Below are 16,739 nucleotides of genomic sequence, written 5' to 3' on the forward strand. Positions count from 1 at the left end.
GTACTAGCCGATCGGGAGGCTCTTGACCGGCAGGGTGTCCGCCGACGGCAGGCCGCCGCCCTTGGCGAGGGAGTCGGTCGGCAGACCGCCCTTCGTCGCCGTGGACGCCGTGTCGCCGAGGACGCCTCCGGCGGAGCCGGCGGCCTCGCCCGCCGTCTTCTGCGCGACCGGCGTGGCCTTCTTCACGGCCTTGCCCGCGGACGGCACCGCCTTCTCGACGGCCTTGCCACCGGTCTTGGCCGCGGTCCCGGTCAGGTGCTGCGCCGTGCCGTCCACCGTGTTGCCGACGTGCGCCCCGTCCAGAGCGGTCAGGCCGCCGAGGTTCGGAGTGGCGGGCAGCGCGGCGGGGGCCGCACTGGCGGAGCCGGCCGCACCGACCCCGGCGGCCGCTCCGGCAGCGACGAGCAGCGCGGCACGGGCGACCCTGCGGGTCAGGGGGAGGGACATGTTGCTCCTTCGACGGAGGAAACGTTGCTAGGACGCCGTGACTACCGCTCGAAGCCGACGAAGGTTGCGGAGGCGCAACGTAAAGAGTTGGCAATGCGTCGCATTATCACCTGCGGATAAAAGCGGGCAAAAAGCTTCCGGTCTGAAAGTCCGCCGAATCCTCGCAGCCCTTTGATCGCAAGGGATTTCGCGGATACGGGGGTGAGATGGCGAAAACCTGCGCACACCCGCTCCGGCGGCGGCCGGACATGACCCTTCCGGGCGATGGTCCGAACTACCGTGCCGTCAGTATCCGCACCGAGCCGGTACCGCCTTCGCCGCCCGCCGCGCGCCACTGGCTGTCGGTGCTCCCGGCAGTCCACTGTCGTCCGGCGTAGGAGACCCGTTCGATGTGCAGGGCCGAGGAGTTGGCGACCGCCCAGTGGGCGAGCTGCCAGCCGCGTTCCCTGAGGCTGCGGCCGGACTTCGGGTCGGTGTCCGCGCGCACGGGGAGGGTCACGGTGCGCGCGTCGGCGGTGGTCGGCGTCGGGCTCGGCGCCGCCTTGCCGCCCACCTCCGCGGCGGTCGTCTCCAGCGCGTCGCGCCCGAAGTCCCGTACGAGCGCCGACCGCACCGCGTCGGGGCCCGTGGCGGGGGCCTGGGTGCCCGTGTCGGCGGCCCGGGCGGCCTGGGTGGTGTCCGGGCGGCCGTCACAGGTGAGGGTGGCCGCAGAGGTGCCGGTGAGGGCGGCGGCCAGCAGCTCGGCGTCCGGCTCGTGCTTGGCGTACGCCTCCGGATAACCACTGCGCTGCACGCGCTGGGCGGCGACGGTCAGCGGAAGGTGCTGGTAGCCGTCCACCTTGGCCAGGTGCTTGTAGAACTCGGCCGCCGCGTACGTCGGGTCCAGGATCTCCTTCGGGCTGCCCCAGCCCTGCGAGGGCCGCTGCTGGAACAGACCCAGGGAGTCACGGTCGCCGTGCGTGATGTTGCGCAGCCCCGACTCCTGGATCGCGGTGGCGAGCGCGATGGCCACGGCCCGCTCCGGCAACCCGCGCCCGGTGCCGACCGCGGTGATCGTCGCCGCGTTCACCGCCTGCTCCGGCGTGAACTCGTACGACGGCCCGTCCGCTCTGCCGGAGACGACTTTGCAGCGCGGTCCGTCGGTGCCTCCGGTGACGTACTGCACCACGAGGTAACCGGCGACCGCGCACAGGACCACGAGGGCCGCCCCGAAGCGGAGGAGACGGCCACGGCGTTTGCGAGTAGGGGGCAACGGCTCTGGCATCCGGACAAGATACTGGAGAGTACTGAGACCTCTGCGCCGGATGTGGACAGTGGGCGCGGACAGCGGGGCGTTAGGGTCGGGAGCATGGCCGACACCCCTCTTGACCTTTCGCTGGACGCAGCACAGCTCACCGCGCAGCTCGTCGACTTCCCCTCCGAGAGCGGCACCGAGAAGCCCCTCGCGGACGCGATCGAGAGCGCCCTGCGCGCCCTGCCGCACCTGACGGTCGAGCGCCACGGCAACAACGTCGTCGCGCGCACGAACCTCGGTCGACCGGAACGCGTCATCCTCGCCGGCCACATCGACACCGTTCCCATCGCGGGCAACGTTCCCTCCCGCCTCGACGACGAGGGCTACCTGTGGGGCTGCGGCACGTGCGACATGAAGTCCGGGGTGGCGGTCCAGCTGCGGATCGCGGCGACGGTCCCCGAGCCCAACCGCGACCTCACCTTCATCTTCTACGACAACGAAGAGGTCGCGGCCCACCTCAACGGCCTGGGGCATGTGGCCGAGGCCCACCCCGAGTGGCTGGAGGGCGACTTCGCGGTCCTGCTGGAGCCCACGGACAACCAGGTCGAGGGCGGCTGCCAGGGAACCCTGCGGGTGCTGCTGACGTTCAGGGGAGAGCGAGCGCACTCCGCGCGCGCGTGGATGGGGTCCAACGCGATCCACAAGGCCGCTCCCGCCCTCGCGAAGCTGGCGGCCTATGAGCCGCGCAAGCCGGTGGTGGACGGCCTCGAGTTCCACGAGGGGCTCAACGCCGTGCGGGTCGAGGGCGGCGTGGCCACGAACGTCATCCCCGACTCCTGCACCCTGACCGTCAACTTCCGTTACGCGCCGGACCGCAGCGAGGCCGAGGCGGAGGCCTTCGTGCGGGACTTCTTCGCGGACTGCGGGGTCGACGAGTTCACCGTCGACGACCACACCGGCGGCGCCCGCCCCGGCCTCAACCACCCCGTCGCCCAGGCCTTCATGGCCGCCGTCGGCGGTGTCGCCCGCCCCAAGTTCGGCTGGACGGACGTGTCCCGCTTCAGCGCGCTGGGCGTGCCCGCGGTGAACTACAGCCCCGGTCAGCCGCTGCTCGCGCACAAGGTGGACGAGCGGGTGAAGGCGTCGCTGATCCCGCAGGCGGAGGAGAAACTGAGGGCGTGGCTGACGTCCTGAGGACGCCTCCCGCGCGGTTGCGCCCCGTGGCGCTTCATGGCGGACACGCGGACGTCCCCCCTCCGTAACCCGCGTAGATCTACGCTGAGATGGAAAGACCAGGCAAGCGGAGGGAGCGCACATGGCTACCGGGAACCCCGAGGGCAAGAAGCAGCCGCCGGAGGAGCAGCGCCTGGGACCTGTCCTCCGCAGGCGGGGACAGGTCACGGCGAGCACCACCGACCAGCGCCTGCTGGACGCGGGCGGCCCCTCGGACTGGGTCCACACCGACCCCTGGCGCGTCCTGCGCATCCAGTCGGAGTTCATCGAGGGCTTCGGCACGCTCGCCGAACTCCCGCCCGCCATCAGCGTGTTCGGCTCCGCGCGGACGCCTGCGGACTCTCCGGAGTACGAGGCGGGCGTGCGGCTCGGCCGGGGCCTGGTGGAGGCGGGCTTCGCCGTGATCACCGGCGGCGGCCCCGGCGCCATGGAGGCGGCCAACAAGGGCGCCTGCGAGGCCAACGGCACCTCCGTCGGCCTCGGCATCGAGCTCCCCTTCGAGCAGGGCCTCAACCCCTACGTCGACATCGGCCTCAACTTCCGCTACTTCTTCGTCCGCAAGATGATGTTCGTGAAGTACGCGCAGGGTTTCGTGGTCCTGCCGGGCGGCCTCGGCACCCTCGACGAACTCTTCGAGGCCCTGACCCTCGTCCAGACCCAGAAGGTCACCCGCTTCCCGATCGTGCTCTTCGGCAGCGAGTACTGGGGCGGCCTCGTCGACTGGCTCAAGAACACCCTGATCGCCCAGGGCAAGGCGTCGGAGAAGGACCTGCTGCTGTTCCACGTGACGGACGACGTGGACGAGGCGGTGGCGCTCGTGTCCAAGGAGGCGGGCCGCTAGTGTGCTGCGCCGTTGATTCGTCGTTGGTTCTCGGCGCCCCGGCGCTGCCGACTCGGTCGAGTACTCGCAGGCCGGGGCCGGACGGGCGGCCGACCATCCCGGCGGGGCAAGGCACGAATCTGCCGACGAACTTCGGGCGCAGCACACCAGCCGTCCGCACCGGCCAGGACCGGGGGTTGCACTCCCGGTCCTAGGCCAGCCCTCTGCGAGCCACCGCCGGAGGCCGGTGTCCCGCGATCGACGCCACCATGTCGAGCACCTGCCGTGTCTCCGCCACCTCGTGCACCCGGTACACCTGGGCCCCGAGCCACGCCGACACGGCCGTCGTCGCCAGGGTGCCCACCAGGCGCTCCTTCACCGGCCGGTCCAGCGTCTCCCCGACGAAGTCCTTGTTGGAGAGGGACACGAGCACCGGCCAGCCGGTCTGCGTCATCTCCCCGAGCCGTCGCGTCGCCTCCAGGCTGTGGCGGGTGTTCTTGCCGAAGTCGTGCCCGGGATCGATCATGATCGACTCCCTCGGCACACCCAGTCCCGCCGCCCGCTCGGCCAGTCCGACGGTCACCCGCAGGATGTCGGCCATGACGTCGTCGTACGTCACCCGGTGCGGACGGGTGCGAGGCTCCGAGCCGCCCGCGTGCGTGCACACGAGGCCCACCCGGTGGCGCGCCGCGACCTCAGCGAGCCGCGGATCCACGCCGCCCCACGCGTCGTTCAGCAGGTCGGCCCCCGCCTCGCAGACCGCCTCGCCGACCTCCGCCCGCCAGGTGTCCACGCTGATGATCACGTCGGGGAAGCGCCGCCGGACCTCGGCCACGAAGCCGACCGTCCGCCGCGCCTCCTCCTGCGCGGTCACCTCTTCGCCCGGGCCGGCCTTCACCCCGCCGATGTCGACGATGGCAGCCCCCTCCGACACCGCCTGCTCCACGCGCGCGAGGGCCGGCTCGTCGCGGAAGGTCGCGCCCTGGTCGTAGAAGGAGTCCGGGGTCCGGTTCACGATCGCCATGATCACCGGCTCGTGCGCGTCGAATTCACGCCTGCCCAGCCTGAGCATCGCCTGTGACCTCTCCTAGTACGTCCTGCACATCCGCCGCCTGCGACCCTAACTGTCCGACCCGCATGGCACGATCGGACCCTGACACATTCGACGCCGGTGGCCGGCCGCCGGCAGGGACCCTGGGGACCTCAGCGATGGTTATGTTCTTGTTCCTGGTCATCGCGCTCGCGGTCGTGGTCGCCGCGGTGACGCTCGCCGTGGTGGGCGGCGGCGACAGCGACGGCCCGCTGCCCGACGCCGCCCCCGAGCGGCTCCAGGACCCGCTGCCGCTGGACCGACCGGTCAACCGCGCCGACATCGACGGCCTGCGCTTCCCGCTGACCGCCCGCGGCTACCGCATGGCGGACGTCGACGACGCGCTCAGCCGCCTCGGCGCCGAGCTCGCCGAGCGGGACGCCCGGATCGCCGACCTGGAGTCCGCGCTGGCCGGCGCCCGGGCCGCGGCCCACGTCGCCCTGCACAAGCCGGAGCACGGCCACGGGGAGCAGCAGTGAGCGTCGGCACCGCCCTGGCCGGGCCGGACGGCGCGCCGCGCTGCCCCTGGGCCCTGTCCACGCCGGACTACGTGACGTACCACGACGAGGAGTGGGGCCGCCCGGTCCACGGCGACGACGCCCTCTACGAACGCCTCAGCCTGGAGGCCTTCCAGTCCGGTCTGTCCTGGATCACCATCCTGCGCCGCCGTGAGGGCTTCCGGGCCGCCTTCGCGGGCTTCGAGATCGCCAAGGTGGCGGCCTTCGGCGAGGCCGACCGCGACCGCCTGCTCCTGGATCCGGGAATCATCCGCAACCGCGCCAAGATCGACGCGACGATGGCCAACGCGCGCGTGCTGGCCGAATGGGCCCCCGGCGAGCTGGACGAGCTGATCTGGTCCCACGCGCCCACCTCGCACGCGGTCCCCAGGATCCTGGCTGACGTTCCCGCGGTCACCCCGGAGTCGACGGCCCTGTCCAAGGCCCTGAAGAAGCGCGGCCTGCGCTTTGTGGGCCCGACGACGGCGTACGCGCTGATGCAGGCGTGCGGACTGGTGGACGACCACCTGGAGACATGCGTCGCGAGAGGCCGCTGAGCCCTACCGCTACCGGCCCAGGTACTTGGGCGTCTCCTTGTTCACGAAGGCCCGCACCGCGATCGCGTGGTCCTCGGAGGCTCCCGCCCGCGTCTGCAGCTCGTCCTCCTTCTCCAGCGTCTGGGCCAGGGTGTGCGACAGCGCGTACGCGAGGGACTCCTTGATCGCGCCGTACGCCACCGTCGGCCCCTCGGCCAGGGCCCGCGCCACCTTCTCGGCCTCCGCGGGCAGGTCGGTGGACGGCACGAGGCGGTTCACGATCCCCAAATCGTGCGCGTCCCGGGCCGACATGGTCCGCGGGAAGAGGAGCAGGTCGGCGGCGCGCCCCGGCCCCACCACGCGGGGCAGCGTCCACGAGATCCCGGAGTCCGCGGTCAGCGCCACCCCCGCGAACGACGTGTTGAACGCGGCCGTGTCCGCCGCCACCCGGTAGTCCGCCGCGAGCGCGAGCCCGAAACCGGCGCCCGCCGCGACCCCGTTCACCCCGGCCACCACCGGCTTCGGCATCTCCGTCAGCGCCCGCACGACCGGGTTGTAGTGCTCCTTGACCGTGCTCATGACCTTCGCCGAGCCCTCGGCGAGCAGCCCGATGTGCTCCTTGAGGTCCTGCCCCACGCAGAACGCCCGCTCCCCGGCGGCGGTGAGCAGCACGGCCCGCACGGAGTCGTCCGAGGCCGCCGACTCCACGGCCTCCCGCAGCGCGACCTTGGTGGCGATGTTCAGTGCGTTCATCGCCTCCGGCCGGTTCAGCGTGATCGTCGCGAGCCCGTCGTGCACCTCGTAGAGCACGGTGTCGGCCATGGCGTATCCCCTCCGGTGTGTCCACTGCGTCGATGTCCGAAGGACAGCATGGCGGAGATCGTCGTCCGAGGACCGGACCGGACGTGTGACCTGCGTCAAAGAATTCAGGAGCGCTCATGGCCGGCCGGGATCCGCGCGGCGGCGGAGTATCGCAGCCACTTCGCCGAATTGAGTGGTTTTGCTCGCGCGCGTTGCCCAAGCGATGCCGACTGATGTTGGTCATCGGGTCCTGAGATGCGGGATAATGGCTGGGAAGCAATGTGTTCGATGCCGGTGGCGCGTGTCCCACTTGGACCCGCGTGCCCTCCCAGGGCTGTCGGCTTTGACGATGAGCTGGTTTCAGGAAGGGGAACGAGCATGGCGGCCATGAAGCCGCGGACGGGCGATGGCCCGCTCGAGGTGACCAAGGAGGGGCGGGGCATCGTCATGCGCGTTCCGCTCGAAGGCGGCGGTCGGCTCGTCGTCGAGCTGACCCCTGACGAGGCCGACGCCCTGGGCGACGCCCTCAAGAAGGTCGTCGGCTGAGCGGACGCGACCATACCCTTTCGGCTGCCCCGGCATCTCCTGAGGTGCCGGGGCAGAGCTCTGCCCCGGCGATGCCACGAATGGCGGTACGGCCCGCACCCGCTCGAAGTTCTACCGCTTGACCGCGCAGAGCAGTCCGTCACCCACCGGCAGCAGCGACGGCAGCAGCTCCTGGCTCTCGCGTACGGCCCGCAGCAGCTCCCGCAGGCGCAGCACCTCCGTCGGCTGCGGTCCCGAGTCCACCGTGCGGCCGTTGGCGAAGACGCCCTCGAAGACCACCAGGCCACCCGGCCGCAGCAGGCGCAACGATTCAGCGAGATAGTCCATGACCTCCTGCCGGTCACCGTCGCAGAAGACGAGGTCGTAGCCGGCGTCGGCGAGACGGGGCAGGACGTCGAGAGCGCGGCCCGGGATGAAACGGGCCCGGTTGCTGGCGAAGCCACAGGCGCGCAACGCCTGGCGGGCGAACTGCTGGTGCTCCGGCTCGGGGTCGACAGTGGTCAGCACCCCGTCCGGGCGCATCCCGTGCAGCAGATGAATGCCCGACACGCCGGTCCCGGTGCCGATCTCGGCGACGGCCTTGGCGTCCACGGAGGCGGCCAGCAACCGCAGCGCCGCGCCCGTGCCGGGCGACACCGAGCGCAGCCCCGCCTCACGGGCCCGGTCACGGGCCCAGCGCAGCGCTTCGTCCTCGGCGACATAGGCGTCGGCGAACGCCCAGCTCGTCTGCCGGTTGCCGGTAATGACCCTCTCCTTGCCCCGTGGTTGCCTGGGCGTGACTGTATCCGTTGGCGTCGGGAACCCGCAGATGGGACCGGGCGTTTAGAGGGGTGGAGACGCACCCGGGGGGACACAGTTGGATCACGAAGCCGAGCGGGCCCTCGAGCAACTGCTGACGCAGGGGACCGAGTGGTATCAGCCCAGATCAAATTCTCGTAAAACCGCTTATCCGGAGCTAACGGGCGAGGTGGCTATGGTAGGGGCTCCACTGGAGACAACCAGAGCCGACAGGGGAGGTGCGGCCGCGCCTGAGGATCGTGGGGGAGTGCTGCGGCGCTTCCTCGGATCGGCGGGCAGGCCGAGATCCGTGAACGACACCGCTGACCACAGCCACGCCGGCGACTACGCCCAGACCGCGACCTTTGCCACCGACGCGGACGGGCAGGCGTGGACTCCGCCCACCTGGGAGGAGATCGTCAGCACGCACAGCGGACGCGTCTACCGCCTCGCGTACCGCCTCACCGGTAACCAGCACGACGCCGAGGACCTCACGCAGGAGGTCTTCGTCCGCGTCTTCCGCTCACTGTCCACGTACACACCGGGGACCTTCGAGGGCTGGCTGCACCGCATCACCACCAACCTCTTCCTGGACATGGTCCGCCGCAAGCAGCGCATCCGCTTCGACGCTCTCGGCGAGGACGCGGCGGAGAGACTGCCCAGCCGTGAGCCGTCGCCCCAGCAGGTCTTCAACGACGCCCACTTCGACGCGGACGTCCAGCAGGCCCTCGACACCCTCGCGCCGGAGTTCCGCGCCGCGGTCGTCCTGTGCGACATCGAAGGGCTGTCGTACGAGGAGATCGCCGCGACCCTGGGCGTCAAGCTCGGCACCGTCCGCTCGCGGATCCACCGCGGCCGTTCCCAGCTGCGCAAGGCCCTCGCGCACCGCTCGCCCGAGGCACGCGCTGAGCGCCGCTCCTTCATGGCCCGGGTTCCCGCGCTGGGGGGAGGGGGTGCATCCGCGTGAGTGGATCACTGCCCAAACCCGGCGAGGGAAGCCTCGCGGAACAGCATCTGGGGGACCGACTCGCCGCCCTGGTGGACGGCGAGCTCGGTCATGCCACGCGTGAGCGCGTCCTCGCGCATCTCGCCACCTGCCCGAAGTGCAAGGCGGAGGCGGACGCGCAGCGCCGCCTGAAGAACGTCTTCGCGGAGGCCGCCCCGCCCCCGCCCTCCGAGAGCTTCCTGGCCCGCCTCCAGGGCCTGCCGGGAGGTGACCCGGAGGACGGCGACGGCTCGCCGTTCGGCGGGGGAGGGTTCGCCGGACTGTCGGGGCGACCCGGCACCACCGGGGCCTTCGGCGTAAGACGTGGCGAGCGCTTCGCGTTCGACTACGTCCCCGCCCGCCCGCACGCCGCGGTGCTCCCGCCCTCCACCGGCCGGGGCTTCCGCATCCATGACGTCAGCCGTCACGAGGCCGACCGCTCGGCCTCGCGCGGCATGCGGTTCGCGGTCGTCGCCGCCGGGGCGGTCTCGCTGGCCGCGATCGCGCTGGGCGGCGTCACCACGGGCGTACCGGGCGACACCGACGCCCGCGGGGCCGGCAGCAATGTGACCCCGGCGCGCGCACCGGGCACGGGAGCCGCGGTGCCGGAGAACCAGCGCCGCCGCGGCGGCGGCCCGCTGCTCGCGCAGGACCAGGGACTGGGCCAGGGACAGCGGATGCCGGGTGGTACCCCCGCCGCCCCGACCACGGCGTCCGCACCACTGCTGCCGGGTATCCCCGCCCAGGTGCGGGAAGCGGCGCTGCACACCCTCACGGCGCCCGTGGTCGCCGGTGCCGCCGCGATGTCCCCTCTCATACGTCCGCTCAGCGCCACCCCGCCCCTCACCCTGACGTCCTTGTCCACCACCCCGGACCTCACCGCCGCCGGCCTCCTCGCCGCACCCGTCCTCCCCACCACGTCAGCACCCACGCCCCCCAGCGCCACCCGCTGACCGGCGCCCTGCCCGGAGGCGCCCGACCCCGGACCGCCCCGGCAGGGGCCGACGGTGCCTTCCTGCCCGGAGGACGGGGGCCGGGGCCCGGGGCCGGGTTCTCCGGGTTGACCGAAACCTCACAGAGACGCTCCTGAGCCCGGTCCCACAAGGCAAACAACCCGGAAAACCGCGCGCCTGCCCGCATTCGGAGCGCCCGGGACAGTACCGGTTGTACGGGATCCCCAGGTACCGTGGACCCGGCCCGGACCACGGAAGACCGCACAGACCACCGAGGGCCGAGGACCGAGGACATCGCAAGGAGCTTCAGGTGTTCAATGACATAGGACCGCTCGAGCTGATCACGCTCGTTGTCCTCGCCGTGCTCGTCTTCGGTCCGGACAAGCTCCCGAAGGTCATCCAGGACGTCATGCGGACCGTGCGCAAGATCCGCGAGTTCTCGGAGAGCGCCAAGCAGGACATCCGCTCGGAGCTGGGCCCGGAGTTCAAGGACTTCGAGTTCGAGGACCTCAACCCCAAGACGTTCATCCGCAAGCAGCTGGACAACGACGAGCTGGGTCTCAAGGAGATCCGCAACGGCTTCGACCTGAAGAAGGAGATGGCCGAGGTCACCGACGCCGTGCACAGCACGGACACGTCGCCGTCCTCCTCCTCGGGTGGCCGGATCGACATGACCAAGAAGCCCGACGAGCCCGGTAAGGACGACCGCCCGCCCTTCGACGCGGACGCCACCTGAGCCGTACGTCCCACCGGAAGGCGCCTGCCGAGCAGTTCAGCTGGCGGGCGCCTTTTCCCGTCGTACGTGACGCGTCTCATACTCGGCCCGCACCCCGTACGGCCTGCGTACGGCCTGAAGCCACGCCCCGTGCGCCCCGCGCGCCGGGCGGTTTCCCCGCAGCTCGGAGCGGTGTGGCTATGCTGCCGAGTTGTTGTGCGGGCCGACGCGAACCAGCGACGCCGCCCGAAGGGGGGCGGGCCGGTCCGGTCCGACGAGAGCTAGTAGGAGGCGTCCGGCACATGGAGACGACGAGTGGGGCAGTCGCGCAGGCGCCGGCCGCGGAGGGTGGCCAGCAGGTTCCCTCCGCCCGGCGCACGGTCGACGGCTACCTTCAGGCGCCCTTCCCGTGGTACGGCCTCGACGAGGCGTTCACGGGGCCGCGCTGGCTGATGCAGGTCGGCACGTCGGCCGACGGGGCCGTCGAGCACGGGTCGATCGGACACGGCGACGAGCCCTCCGTGAAGAACGAGGCGGGCTCCACGGGGGAGTCGAAGGAGAAGTTCGCGGTCGTGGTGACCGTCGCCGCGAACCCGTCCCGCAGGAGCGCGGACGGCACGGGTCTGCTGGAGGCCACGTCGGTCTCCTCCGCCGCCTGGCTGGCCGGGGTGGGCCTGCTGTCGTTCACCTGGCCCGGGCAGATGGACCACTCCCTGCGCGACGACTGGCTGGACCAGCAGACCGAGACGGCCTGGGTCCTGGCGGACGACCTCGAAGGATCCGACTGGTCCACCCTGTCCCTCCCGGTGGACGGCGTGCCCACGCCGTTCCACTACCGGGAGTCGGAGTTCGGCTGGGTGCTCGCGGGCTCCACGCAGGAGGGGGTGCACGTGGGGGCGTACGGGAGAGGCATGAGCGCGTACGGACTCGGGTTCGCGATGATCGAGGACATCTCGGCGTACGCCTAGCGCACGGCGGGGCACCGGGGTTCCCCGCGGTGCCCCGTGACCGTCCTATCGGCCCAGTCGTCGCCGTACCCGCCGGATCTGCCGGTTGTCGGCGACCGCGTCGAGGAGCCGGCGTCCGGTGCCGGCCTCGTGGGCCGGGCCCTCGAGACGCAGCAGGGCGCCGTCGCGGACGACGGCATACGCGAGAGGGGCGTCGGTCTTCGGCAGGCCGACCGGGTGGCGTCCGGCCGGGAGTTTGAGCCGGGCGGGGAGCCGCAGTACGGCCGTCGTCCCGTCGTCACCGGGCACCAGCTCGGCGTCCACCGTCAGGGCGGACACGGTGACCTTGAGGCGAGCGGGGCCGCTGGAGGCCGCGGACGCCACGTACGGCAGCGGGAGCGACCGCTCCCCGCGCCCGGAGTTCGCCGAGGCGGCACCGGCGGTGTCGGAACCGAGTCTGCGCTGGCGCTGGTCCACGTCGAGGGCGAGCTGGCCGCTGCCCGTCCAGTACGGCAGCGAGAGCCGACCGCCGGTCAGCGCCGGGTCCGCGGCCGGGGTTCCCGGGGTGCCGTCGCCGGTGAGGCGGACCATTCGGTCGACGCCCAGCAACTGGACGTACGCCCACACGTCGTGCACCCCGCGCTCCAACGGCCGCCCGCCCGCGAGCCGTTCAGGGTCGAGCAGCAGCCGCCCGGACGCGACGAGCCTGGAGCGACCCTCGCCGCAGGGCTCGAGCCGCACCTCCAGGTCGCCCTCCGGGTACCACCAGTCCTCGCGGTCACGGTCCTTGACGACCAGTTCGGCGTACGCCAGCCGGAACGGATCGCGGACCTCCCAGCCGTCCTCGGTCCCCGGCACCCCGGCGAGCAGCTCCGGGTCCAGCCACCGCTTCCCGTCCCGCTCGACGAGCACCAGCGGCTCGCCGTCCCCGCGCAGCAGGTCCAGCGTGACGTCGGCGACCAGCCGGCCGCCCTCCCACCGCAGTCCGGCGACAGCGCTGCGGGCCTTGACCTGACGGATGCGCTCGGCGAGGGCCACGGCTCCGTCGAAGTCACCGCGTTCGAGGAGTTCGGCGCGGAGGCGGGACACGGTGGGCAGCCCTTCGCGCACGGCCGCGGGAAACTCCGTCAGGGCCAGTTCGCGGGCCGCGTCGAAGCGGGGGCGCTGGTCGGCCGGGTCCTCGCGGAGGATCTCGGGCTCGCGGGTGCGGGAGAGGATCTCGACGTGGTAGAGGCGGTGCAGGAGGCGGTTCTGCAGCGCGTCGACGTCGTCCGACGGGGGTGTGCCGTCCTTGATCTGCCGCACGATGGTGCGGCAGTTGGACCAGAAACCGTGGCGCGGGTTGAAGCGGTGCTGGGTGTTGTTGCCGCCGTCGTCCCGCTTCATCCAGTAGTAGCAGGGGTAGTCGGCGAGGACCGAGATCCGCTCGGCCTTCAGGTAGGCGGCGCTGACGAAGGCCAGGTCCTCCAGGATCCAGGGGCCCTCGGGGAACCGGAGACCGTGCTCCTCGAGGAAGGCGCGCCGGAACATCTTGTGCGGCGACATGCTCTGCATGAGCTCGTCGTTCTCGATCGTGCAGGCGTCCACCGTGTGCCGGAACAGCCGCCGGGGCCGCACCATCGTGCTGGACATCTTGCCGAGGACCACGTCGGCGTCGTTCCGCCTGGCGTGCTCGTACAGCCGCTCCAGGGCCTCGGGCCCGAGCGTGTCGTCATGGTCGACGAACTGGATGTACTCGCCCTGGGCGTGCCGCATGCCGAGATTGCGCGGTGCGCCCGGCCAGCCGGAGTTCGGCCGGGTGTGCACCTGGACGTTGGTGTGCGCGGCGGCGATCTTCTCCAGCCGGGTCAGTGTGTCGTCCGTCGAGCCGTCGTCGACGTAGATGACCTCGTACTCGTCGGCGGGCAGACTCTGCCCGAGCAGCGACGGCGCGCACTCGTCGACGTACTTCCCGGTGTTGTAGACGGGGACGACGACGCTGACTTTGACTCTCGGCATTCCACGGACCTTACCCGGCCCCTGGAATGCCTTCTGTCATGCCCGTCTCAGAACTTGTTCCTGGGTGTAATCCCCAGCGACAGCCCCGAAAGCCCCCGCTGCCGCCCGCCGAGCTTCCCCGCGATCCCCCTCAATGCCGCCCCGGCAGGAGAGTCCGGGTCGGTCAGGACCACCGGCTTGCCCTCGTCGCCGCCCTCGCGGAGGCGGACGTCGATCGGGATGGAGCCGAGGACCGGGACCGTCGCTCCCGTCGTGCGGGTCAGGCCGTCCGCGACCGTCTGGCCGCCGCCCGTGCCGAACACGTCCACCATCTCGCCGCAGTGCGGGCACGGCAGACCGGACATGTTCTCGACCACGCCGACGATCTTCTGGTGGGTCTGGACGGCGATGGAGCCGGCGCGCTCGGCGACCTCTGCGGCGGCCTGCTGCGGGGTCGTCACGACCAGGATCTCCGCGTTCGGGACCAGTTGGGCCACCGAGATCGCGATGTCGCCCGTGCCGGGCGGCAGGTCGAGGAGCAGTACGTCCAGGTCGCCCCAGTACACGTCCGCCAAGAACTGCTGCAACGCCCTGTGCAGCATCGGGCCACGCCACACCACCGGCGCGTTGCCCGGCGTGAACATGCCGATCGAGATGACCTTCACGCCGTGCGCCGACGGCGGCATGATCATGTTCTCGACCTGGGTCGGACGCCCGTCGGCGCCCAGCATGCGCGGCACCGAGTGGCCGTAGATGTCGGCGTCCACGACACCGACCTTCAAGCCGTCCGCCGCCATCGCCGCCGCCAGGTTCACCGTCACCGACGACTTGCCGACGCCGCCCTTGCCGGAGGCGACCGCGTAGACCCGCGTCAGGGAACCCGGCTTGGCGAAGGGGACCTCGCGCTCGGTCTGGCCGCCGCGCAGCGCGGTCGCCAGCTCCTTGCGCTGCTCGTCGCTCATCACGTCGAGCGTGACGTCGACGCGCGTGACGCCCTCGACCGCCGCGACCGCGTCCGTCACGCGCTGCGTGATCGTCTCGCGCATGGGACAGCCGGAGACCGTCAGGTACACGGTGACCGCGACCGCCCCGTCCGCGCCGATCTCCACCGACTTCACCATCCCGAGCTCGGTGATGGGCCGGTTGATCTCGGGGTCGTTCACCGTCGCCAGTGCCTCGCGCACCGCGTCTTCGCTAGCCATACAGACGATGGTACGGCCCCGGACGTACCCCTCAGTAAGGCCTTCAGCGGTCTTCTGCGTCACGTCCCGACGGCCGTTCCGACCGTTCTGCCGGGAATGCACCGTGACCGTCCTGCCTGGCCTCCAGCTCCTTCATCAGGTCCTGCAGCTCCGAGCGGATCCAGTCACGGGTCGCCACCTCCCCGAGGCCGATCCTGAGCGAGGCGATCTCGCGGGTCAGATACTCGGTGTCCGCGATGGACCGCTCGTTCTGCTTGCGGTCCTGTTCGAGGTTGACCCGGTCCCGGTCGTCCTGCCGGTTCTGCGCGAGCAGGATCAGCGGGGCGGCGTAGGAGGCCTGGAGGGACAGCATCAGGGTGAGGAAGATGAACGGGTAGTTGTCGAAGCGCAGATCGCCGGGCGCGAAGATGTTCCACAGCACCCACGCGATGATGACGACCGTCATCCACACGATGAACCGCCCGGTGCCCAGGAAGCGGGCGATCCGCTCCGACAGCCGCCCGAACGCCTCCGGATCCCACTCGGGCAGCAGCCGACGGCGCGGCGGGCGGGGCTGGTCGAGGCGGGCGCGGGTGCGTCCGGTCGCCGTGGCGCCGACGGGCGTGCGCTCCCGGACACCGGAAGTGGCGCGCTCGCGGTTCGGGGTCTCGCGCTCAGGCGTCATCGTGGGCCACCCCCTCCGCGTCGAACTCCGTCTCCCGCCAGTCCTCCGGCAGCATGTGGTCCAGTACGTCGTCCACGGTCACCGCGCCGAGCAGCGAGCCCGAGTCGTCGACCACGGGGGCCGCGACCATGTCGTACGTCGCGAAGAACCCGGCGATGACCGGAAGCGTCGCGTCCGGGTCCAGGGCCTGCAGGTCGTCGTCGACCATGGAGCTGACGAGGGTGTACGGCGGGTCGCGCAGCAGCCGCTGGAAGTGGACCGTGCCGAGGTACTTGCCGGTCGGCGTCTCGTCGGGGGCGCGGCACACGTACACCTGGGCGGCCAGGGCGGGGGACAGGTCGGGGTTGCGGACGCGGGCGAGCGCGTCGGCGACGGTCGCGTCCGGCCGCAGGACGATCGGTTCCGTCGTCATCAGACCGCCGGCGGTGTGCTCCTCGTACGCCATCAGGCGCCGCATGTCGGCCGCGTCGCCGGGCTGCATCAGGCTCAGCAGCCGCTCCTGCTCCTCCGTGGGGAGCTCGGAGAGCAGGTCGGCCGCGTCGTCGGGGTCCATGGCCTCCAGGACGTCGGCGGCCCGCTCCTCCTTCAGCTTGCCGAGGATCTCGATCTGGTCGTCCTCGGGGAGCTCTTCCAGTACGTCGGCCAGGCGGTCGTCGTCGAGAGCGGCGGCCACCTCGGCGCGCCGCTTGGCGGAGAGGTGGTGCAGGACGTTGGCGAGGTCGGCCGCGCGCAGCTGCTCGAAGGTGGCCAGGAGGCTCTCGGCGCCCTGCCCGTGCTCCTCCAGCGTGAAGCCGGTGACGGCGGACCACTCGACGGTCAGCGCCTCACCCTTGCGCCGGAACGCCCCGCCCTTGCCGCCCTTGCGGACGAAGACACGGTCGATCTCCCAGTCCCGGCGGGCCGGCAGCTGCTGCACCGATACATCGAGGACGGTGGCCTGTTCGCCGGACTCCACGAGCGTCACACGCCGGTCGAGCAGCTCACCGAAGACCAGGCGCTCGGTGGGCCGTTGTTCGAAGCGGCGGACGTTGAGCACGCCGGTGGTGATGACCTGACCGGACTCGATGCTCGTCACCCGGGTCATGGCCAGGAAGATGCGGCGCCGGGTGGACAGTTCGACGACGAGACCGAGCACCCGGGGCGGCCGGCGCCCCACGCGCAGCACGACGACCAGATCGCGCACGCGGCCCACCTGGTCGCCGTTGGGATCGAAGACGGCGACACCGGCGAGGTGCGAGACGAAGATCCGGGGGGCTCCCGCTGCCATGGCTGTGCTTCCTTTGCGTACGAGGCCGCGTACGGGGGTGCGTACGGG

At 71.4% G+C, this 16,739-nt stretch carries 18 protein-coding genes; 9 read left to right on the plus strand and 9 right to left on the minus strand.

Annotated features, from left to right (window positions below; all coding sequences use genetic code 11):
• Positions 1-3 precede the first annotated feature (3 nt).
• Positions 4-447 (minus strand): ATP-binding protein, encoded by a 444-nt coding sequence (locus ACIRP7_RS18190; protein WP_403660026.1) that lies wholly within the window; start codon positions 445-447, stop codon positions 4-6.
• A 274-nt stretch (positions 448-721) separates the two neighbouring features.
• Positions 722-1,711, minus strand: a complete 990-nt coding sequence (locus ACIRP7_RS18195; RefSeq protein ID WP_403660030.1) for a heavy metal transporter — start codon at positions 1,709-1,711, stop codon at positions 722-724.
• Between the two features lie 84 nt (positions 1,712-1,795).
• On the opposite strand from ACIRP7_RS18195, the gene dapE reads away from it, so the two are divergent.
• On the plus strand, positions 1,796-2,875 hold the full coding sequence (gene dapE / locus ACIRP7_RS18200; RefSeq protein ID WP_403660033.1) for a succinyl-diaminopimelate desuccinylase: 1,080 nt from the start codon (positions 1,796-1,798) through the stop codon (positions 2,873-2,875).
• A 121-nt stretch (positions 2,876-2,996) separates the two neighbouring features.
• Complete coding sequence (locus ACIRP7_RS18205) at positions 2,997-3,755, plus strand: TIGR00730 family Rossman fold protein (protein WP_057610047.1); 759 nt, start codon at positions 2,997-2,999, stop codon at positions 3,753-3,755.
• Between the two features lie 190 nt (positions 3,756-3,945).
• On the opposite strand, the gene folP is transcribed toward ACIRP7_RS18205, so the two are convergent.
• On the minus strand, positions 3,946-4,806 hold the full coding sequence (gene folP / locus ACIRP7_RS18210; RefSeq protein WP_403660037.1) for a dihydropteroate synthase: 861 nt from the start codon (positions 4,804-4,806) through the stop codon (positions 3,946-3,948).
• Between the two features lie 137 nt (positions 4,807-4,943).
• Here folP and ACIRP7_RS18215 point away from each other — a divergent pair, with 137 nt between their 5' ends.
• On the plus strand, positions 4,944-5,303 hold the full coding sequence (locus ACIRP7_RS18215; RefSeq protein WP_403660040.1) for a DivIVA domain-containing protein: 360 nt from the start codon (positions 4,944-4,946) through the stop codon (positions 5,301-5,303).
• The gene (locus ACIRP7_RS18220; RefSeq protein WP_403660043.1) at positions 5,300-5,878 is read left to right on the plus strand and encodes a DNA-3-methyladenine glycosylase I; all 579 of its coding nucleotides are present in this window, start codon (positions 5,300-5,302) and stop codon (positions 5,876-5,878) included. The genes ACIRP7_RS18215 and ACIRP7_RS18220 overlap by 4 nt, the downstream gene beginning before the upstream one ends.
• 9 nt (positions 5,879-5,887) lie before the next feature.
• On the opposite strand, the gene ACIRP7_RS18225 is transcribed toward ACIRP7_RS18220, so the two are convergent.
• Complete coding sequence (locus ACIRP7_RS18225; RefSeq protein WP_403660046.1) at positions 5,888-6,679, minus strand: enoyl-CoA hydratase/isomerase family protein; 792 nt, start codon at positions 6,677-6,679, stop codon at positions 5,888-5,890.
• Positions 6,680-7,036: 357 nt separating this feature from the next.
• Here ACIRP7_RS18225 and ACIRP7_RS18230 point away from each other — a divergent pair, with 357 nt between their 5' ends.
• The gene (locus tag ACIRP7_RS18230) at positions 7,037-7,204 is read left to right on the plus strand and encodes a DUF3117 domain-containing protein (RefSeq protein ID WP_003966491.1); all 168 of its coding nucleotides are present in this window, start codon (positions 7,037-7,039) and stop codon (positions 7,202-7,204) included.
• Between the two features lie 111 nt (positions 7,205-7,315).
• On the opposite strand, the gene ACIRP7_RS18235 is transcribed toward ACIRP7_RS18230, so the two are convergent.
• A complete protein-coding gene (locus ACIRP7_RS18235) occupies positions 7,316-8,014 on the minus strand; it encodes an O-methyltransferase (protein ID WP_352390384.1) in 699 nt (232 codons plus the stop codon).
• 235 nt (positions 8,015-8,249) lie between these two features.
• On the opposite strand from ACIRP7_RS18235, the gene sigE reads away from it, so the two are divergent.
• From sigE to ACIRP7_RS18255, 4 genes are all read left to right on the plus strand, one after another.
• Positions 8,250-8,948 (plus strand): RNA polymerase sigma factor SigE, encoded by a 699-nt coding sequence (gene sigE / locus ACIRP7_RS18240; RefSeq protein WP_037943029.1) that lies wholly within the window; start codon positions 8,250-8,252, stop codon positions 8,946-8,948.
• Positions 8,945-9,919, plus strand: coding sequence for a zf-HC2 domain-containing protein (locus ACIRP7_RS18245; protein WP_403660049.1), 975 nt, complete (start codon positions 8,945-8,947; stop codon positions 9,917-9,919). The genes sigE and ACIRP7_RS18245 overlap by 4 nt, the downstream gene beginning before the upstream one ends.
• 310 nt (positions 9,920-10,229) lie before the next feature.
• Complete coding sequence (locus ACIRP7_RS18250) at positions 10,230-10,655, plus strand: sec-independent translocase (RefSeq protein WP_403660052.1); 426 nt, start codon at positions 10,230-10,232, stop codon at positions 10,653-10,655.
• 281 nt (positions 10,656-10,936) lie between these two features.
• Positions 10,937-11,602, plus strand: coding sequence for a hypothetical protein (locus ACIRP7_RS18255; protein ID WP_403660055.1), 666 nt, complete (start codon positions 10,937-10,939; stop codon positions 11,600-11,602).
• Positions 11,603-11,647: 45 nt separating this feature from the next.
• On the opposite strand, the gene ACIRP7_RS18260 is transcribed toward ACIRP7_RS18255, so the two are convergent.
• Genes ACIRP7_RS18260 through ACIRP7_RS18275 form a run of 4 tightly spaced genes read right to left on the minus strand, consistent with a single transcriptional unit; the run spans position 11,648 to position 16,691 of the window.
• Complete coding sequence (locus tag ACIRP7_RS18260; RefSeq protein WP_403660058.1) at positions 11,648-13,579, minus strand: glycosyltransferase family 2 protein; 1,932 nt, start codon at positions 13,577-13,579, stop codon at positions 11,648-11,650.
• Positions 13,580-13,626: 47 nt separating this feature from the next.
• On the minus strand, positions 13,627-14,760 hold the full coding sequence (locus ACIRP7_RS18265; protein WP_057610059.1) for an Mrp/NBP35 family ATP-binding protein: 1,134 nt from the start codon (positions 14,758-14,760) through the stop codon (positions 13,627-13,629).
• A gap of 43 nt (positions 14,761-14,803) precedes the next feature.
• Positions 14,804-15,424 (minus strand): DUF1003 domain-containing protein, encoded by a 621-nt coding sequence (locus tag ACIRP7_RS18270; RefSeq protein ID WP_403660061.1) that lies wholly within the window; start codon positions 15,422-15,424, stop codon positions 14,804-14,806.
• Positions 15,414-16,691: a magnesium transporter MgtE N-terminal domain-containing protein gene (locus ACIRP7_RS18275; RefSeq protein WP_352390317.1), complete on the minus strand. Its 1,278-nt coding sequence runs from the start codon at positions 16,689-16,691 to the stop codon at positions 15,414-15,416. The genes ACIRP7_RS18270 and ACIRP7_RS18275 overlap by 11 nt, the downstream gene beginning before the upstream one ends.
• Positions 16,692-16,739 lie beyond the last annotated feature (48 nt).

This window comes from Streptomyces sp. NPDC102270 (assembly GCF_044766405.1).
Classification (GTDB): Bacteria; Actinomycetota; Actinomycetes; order Streptomycetales; family Streptomycetaceae; genus Streptomyces.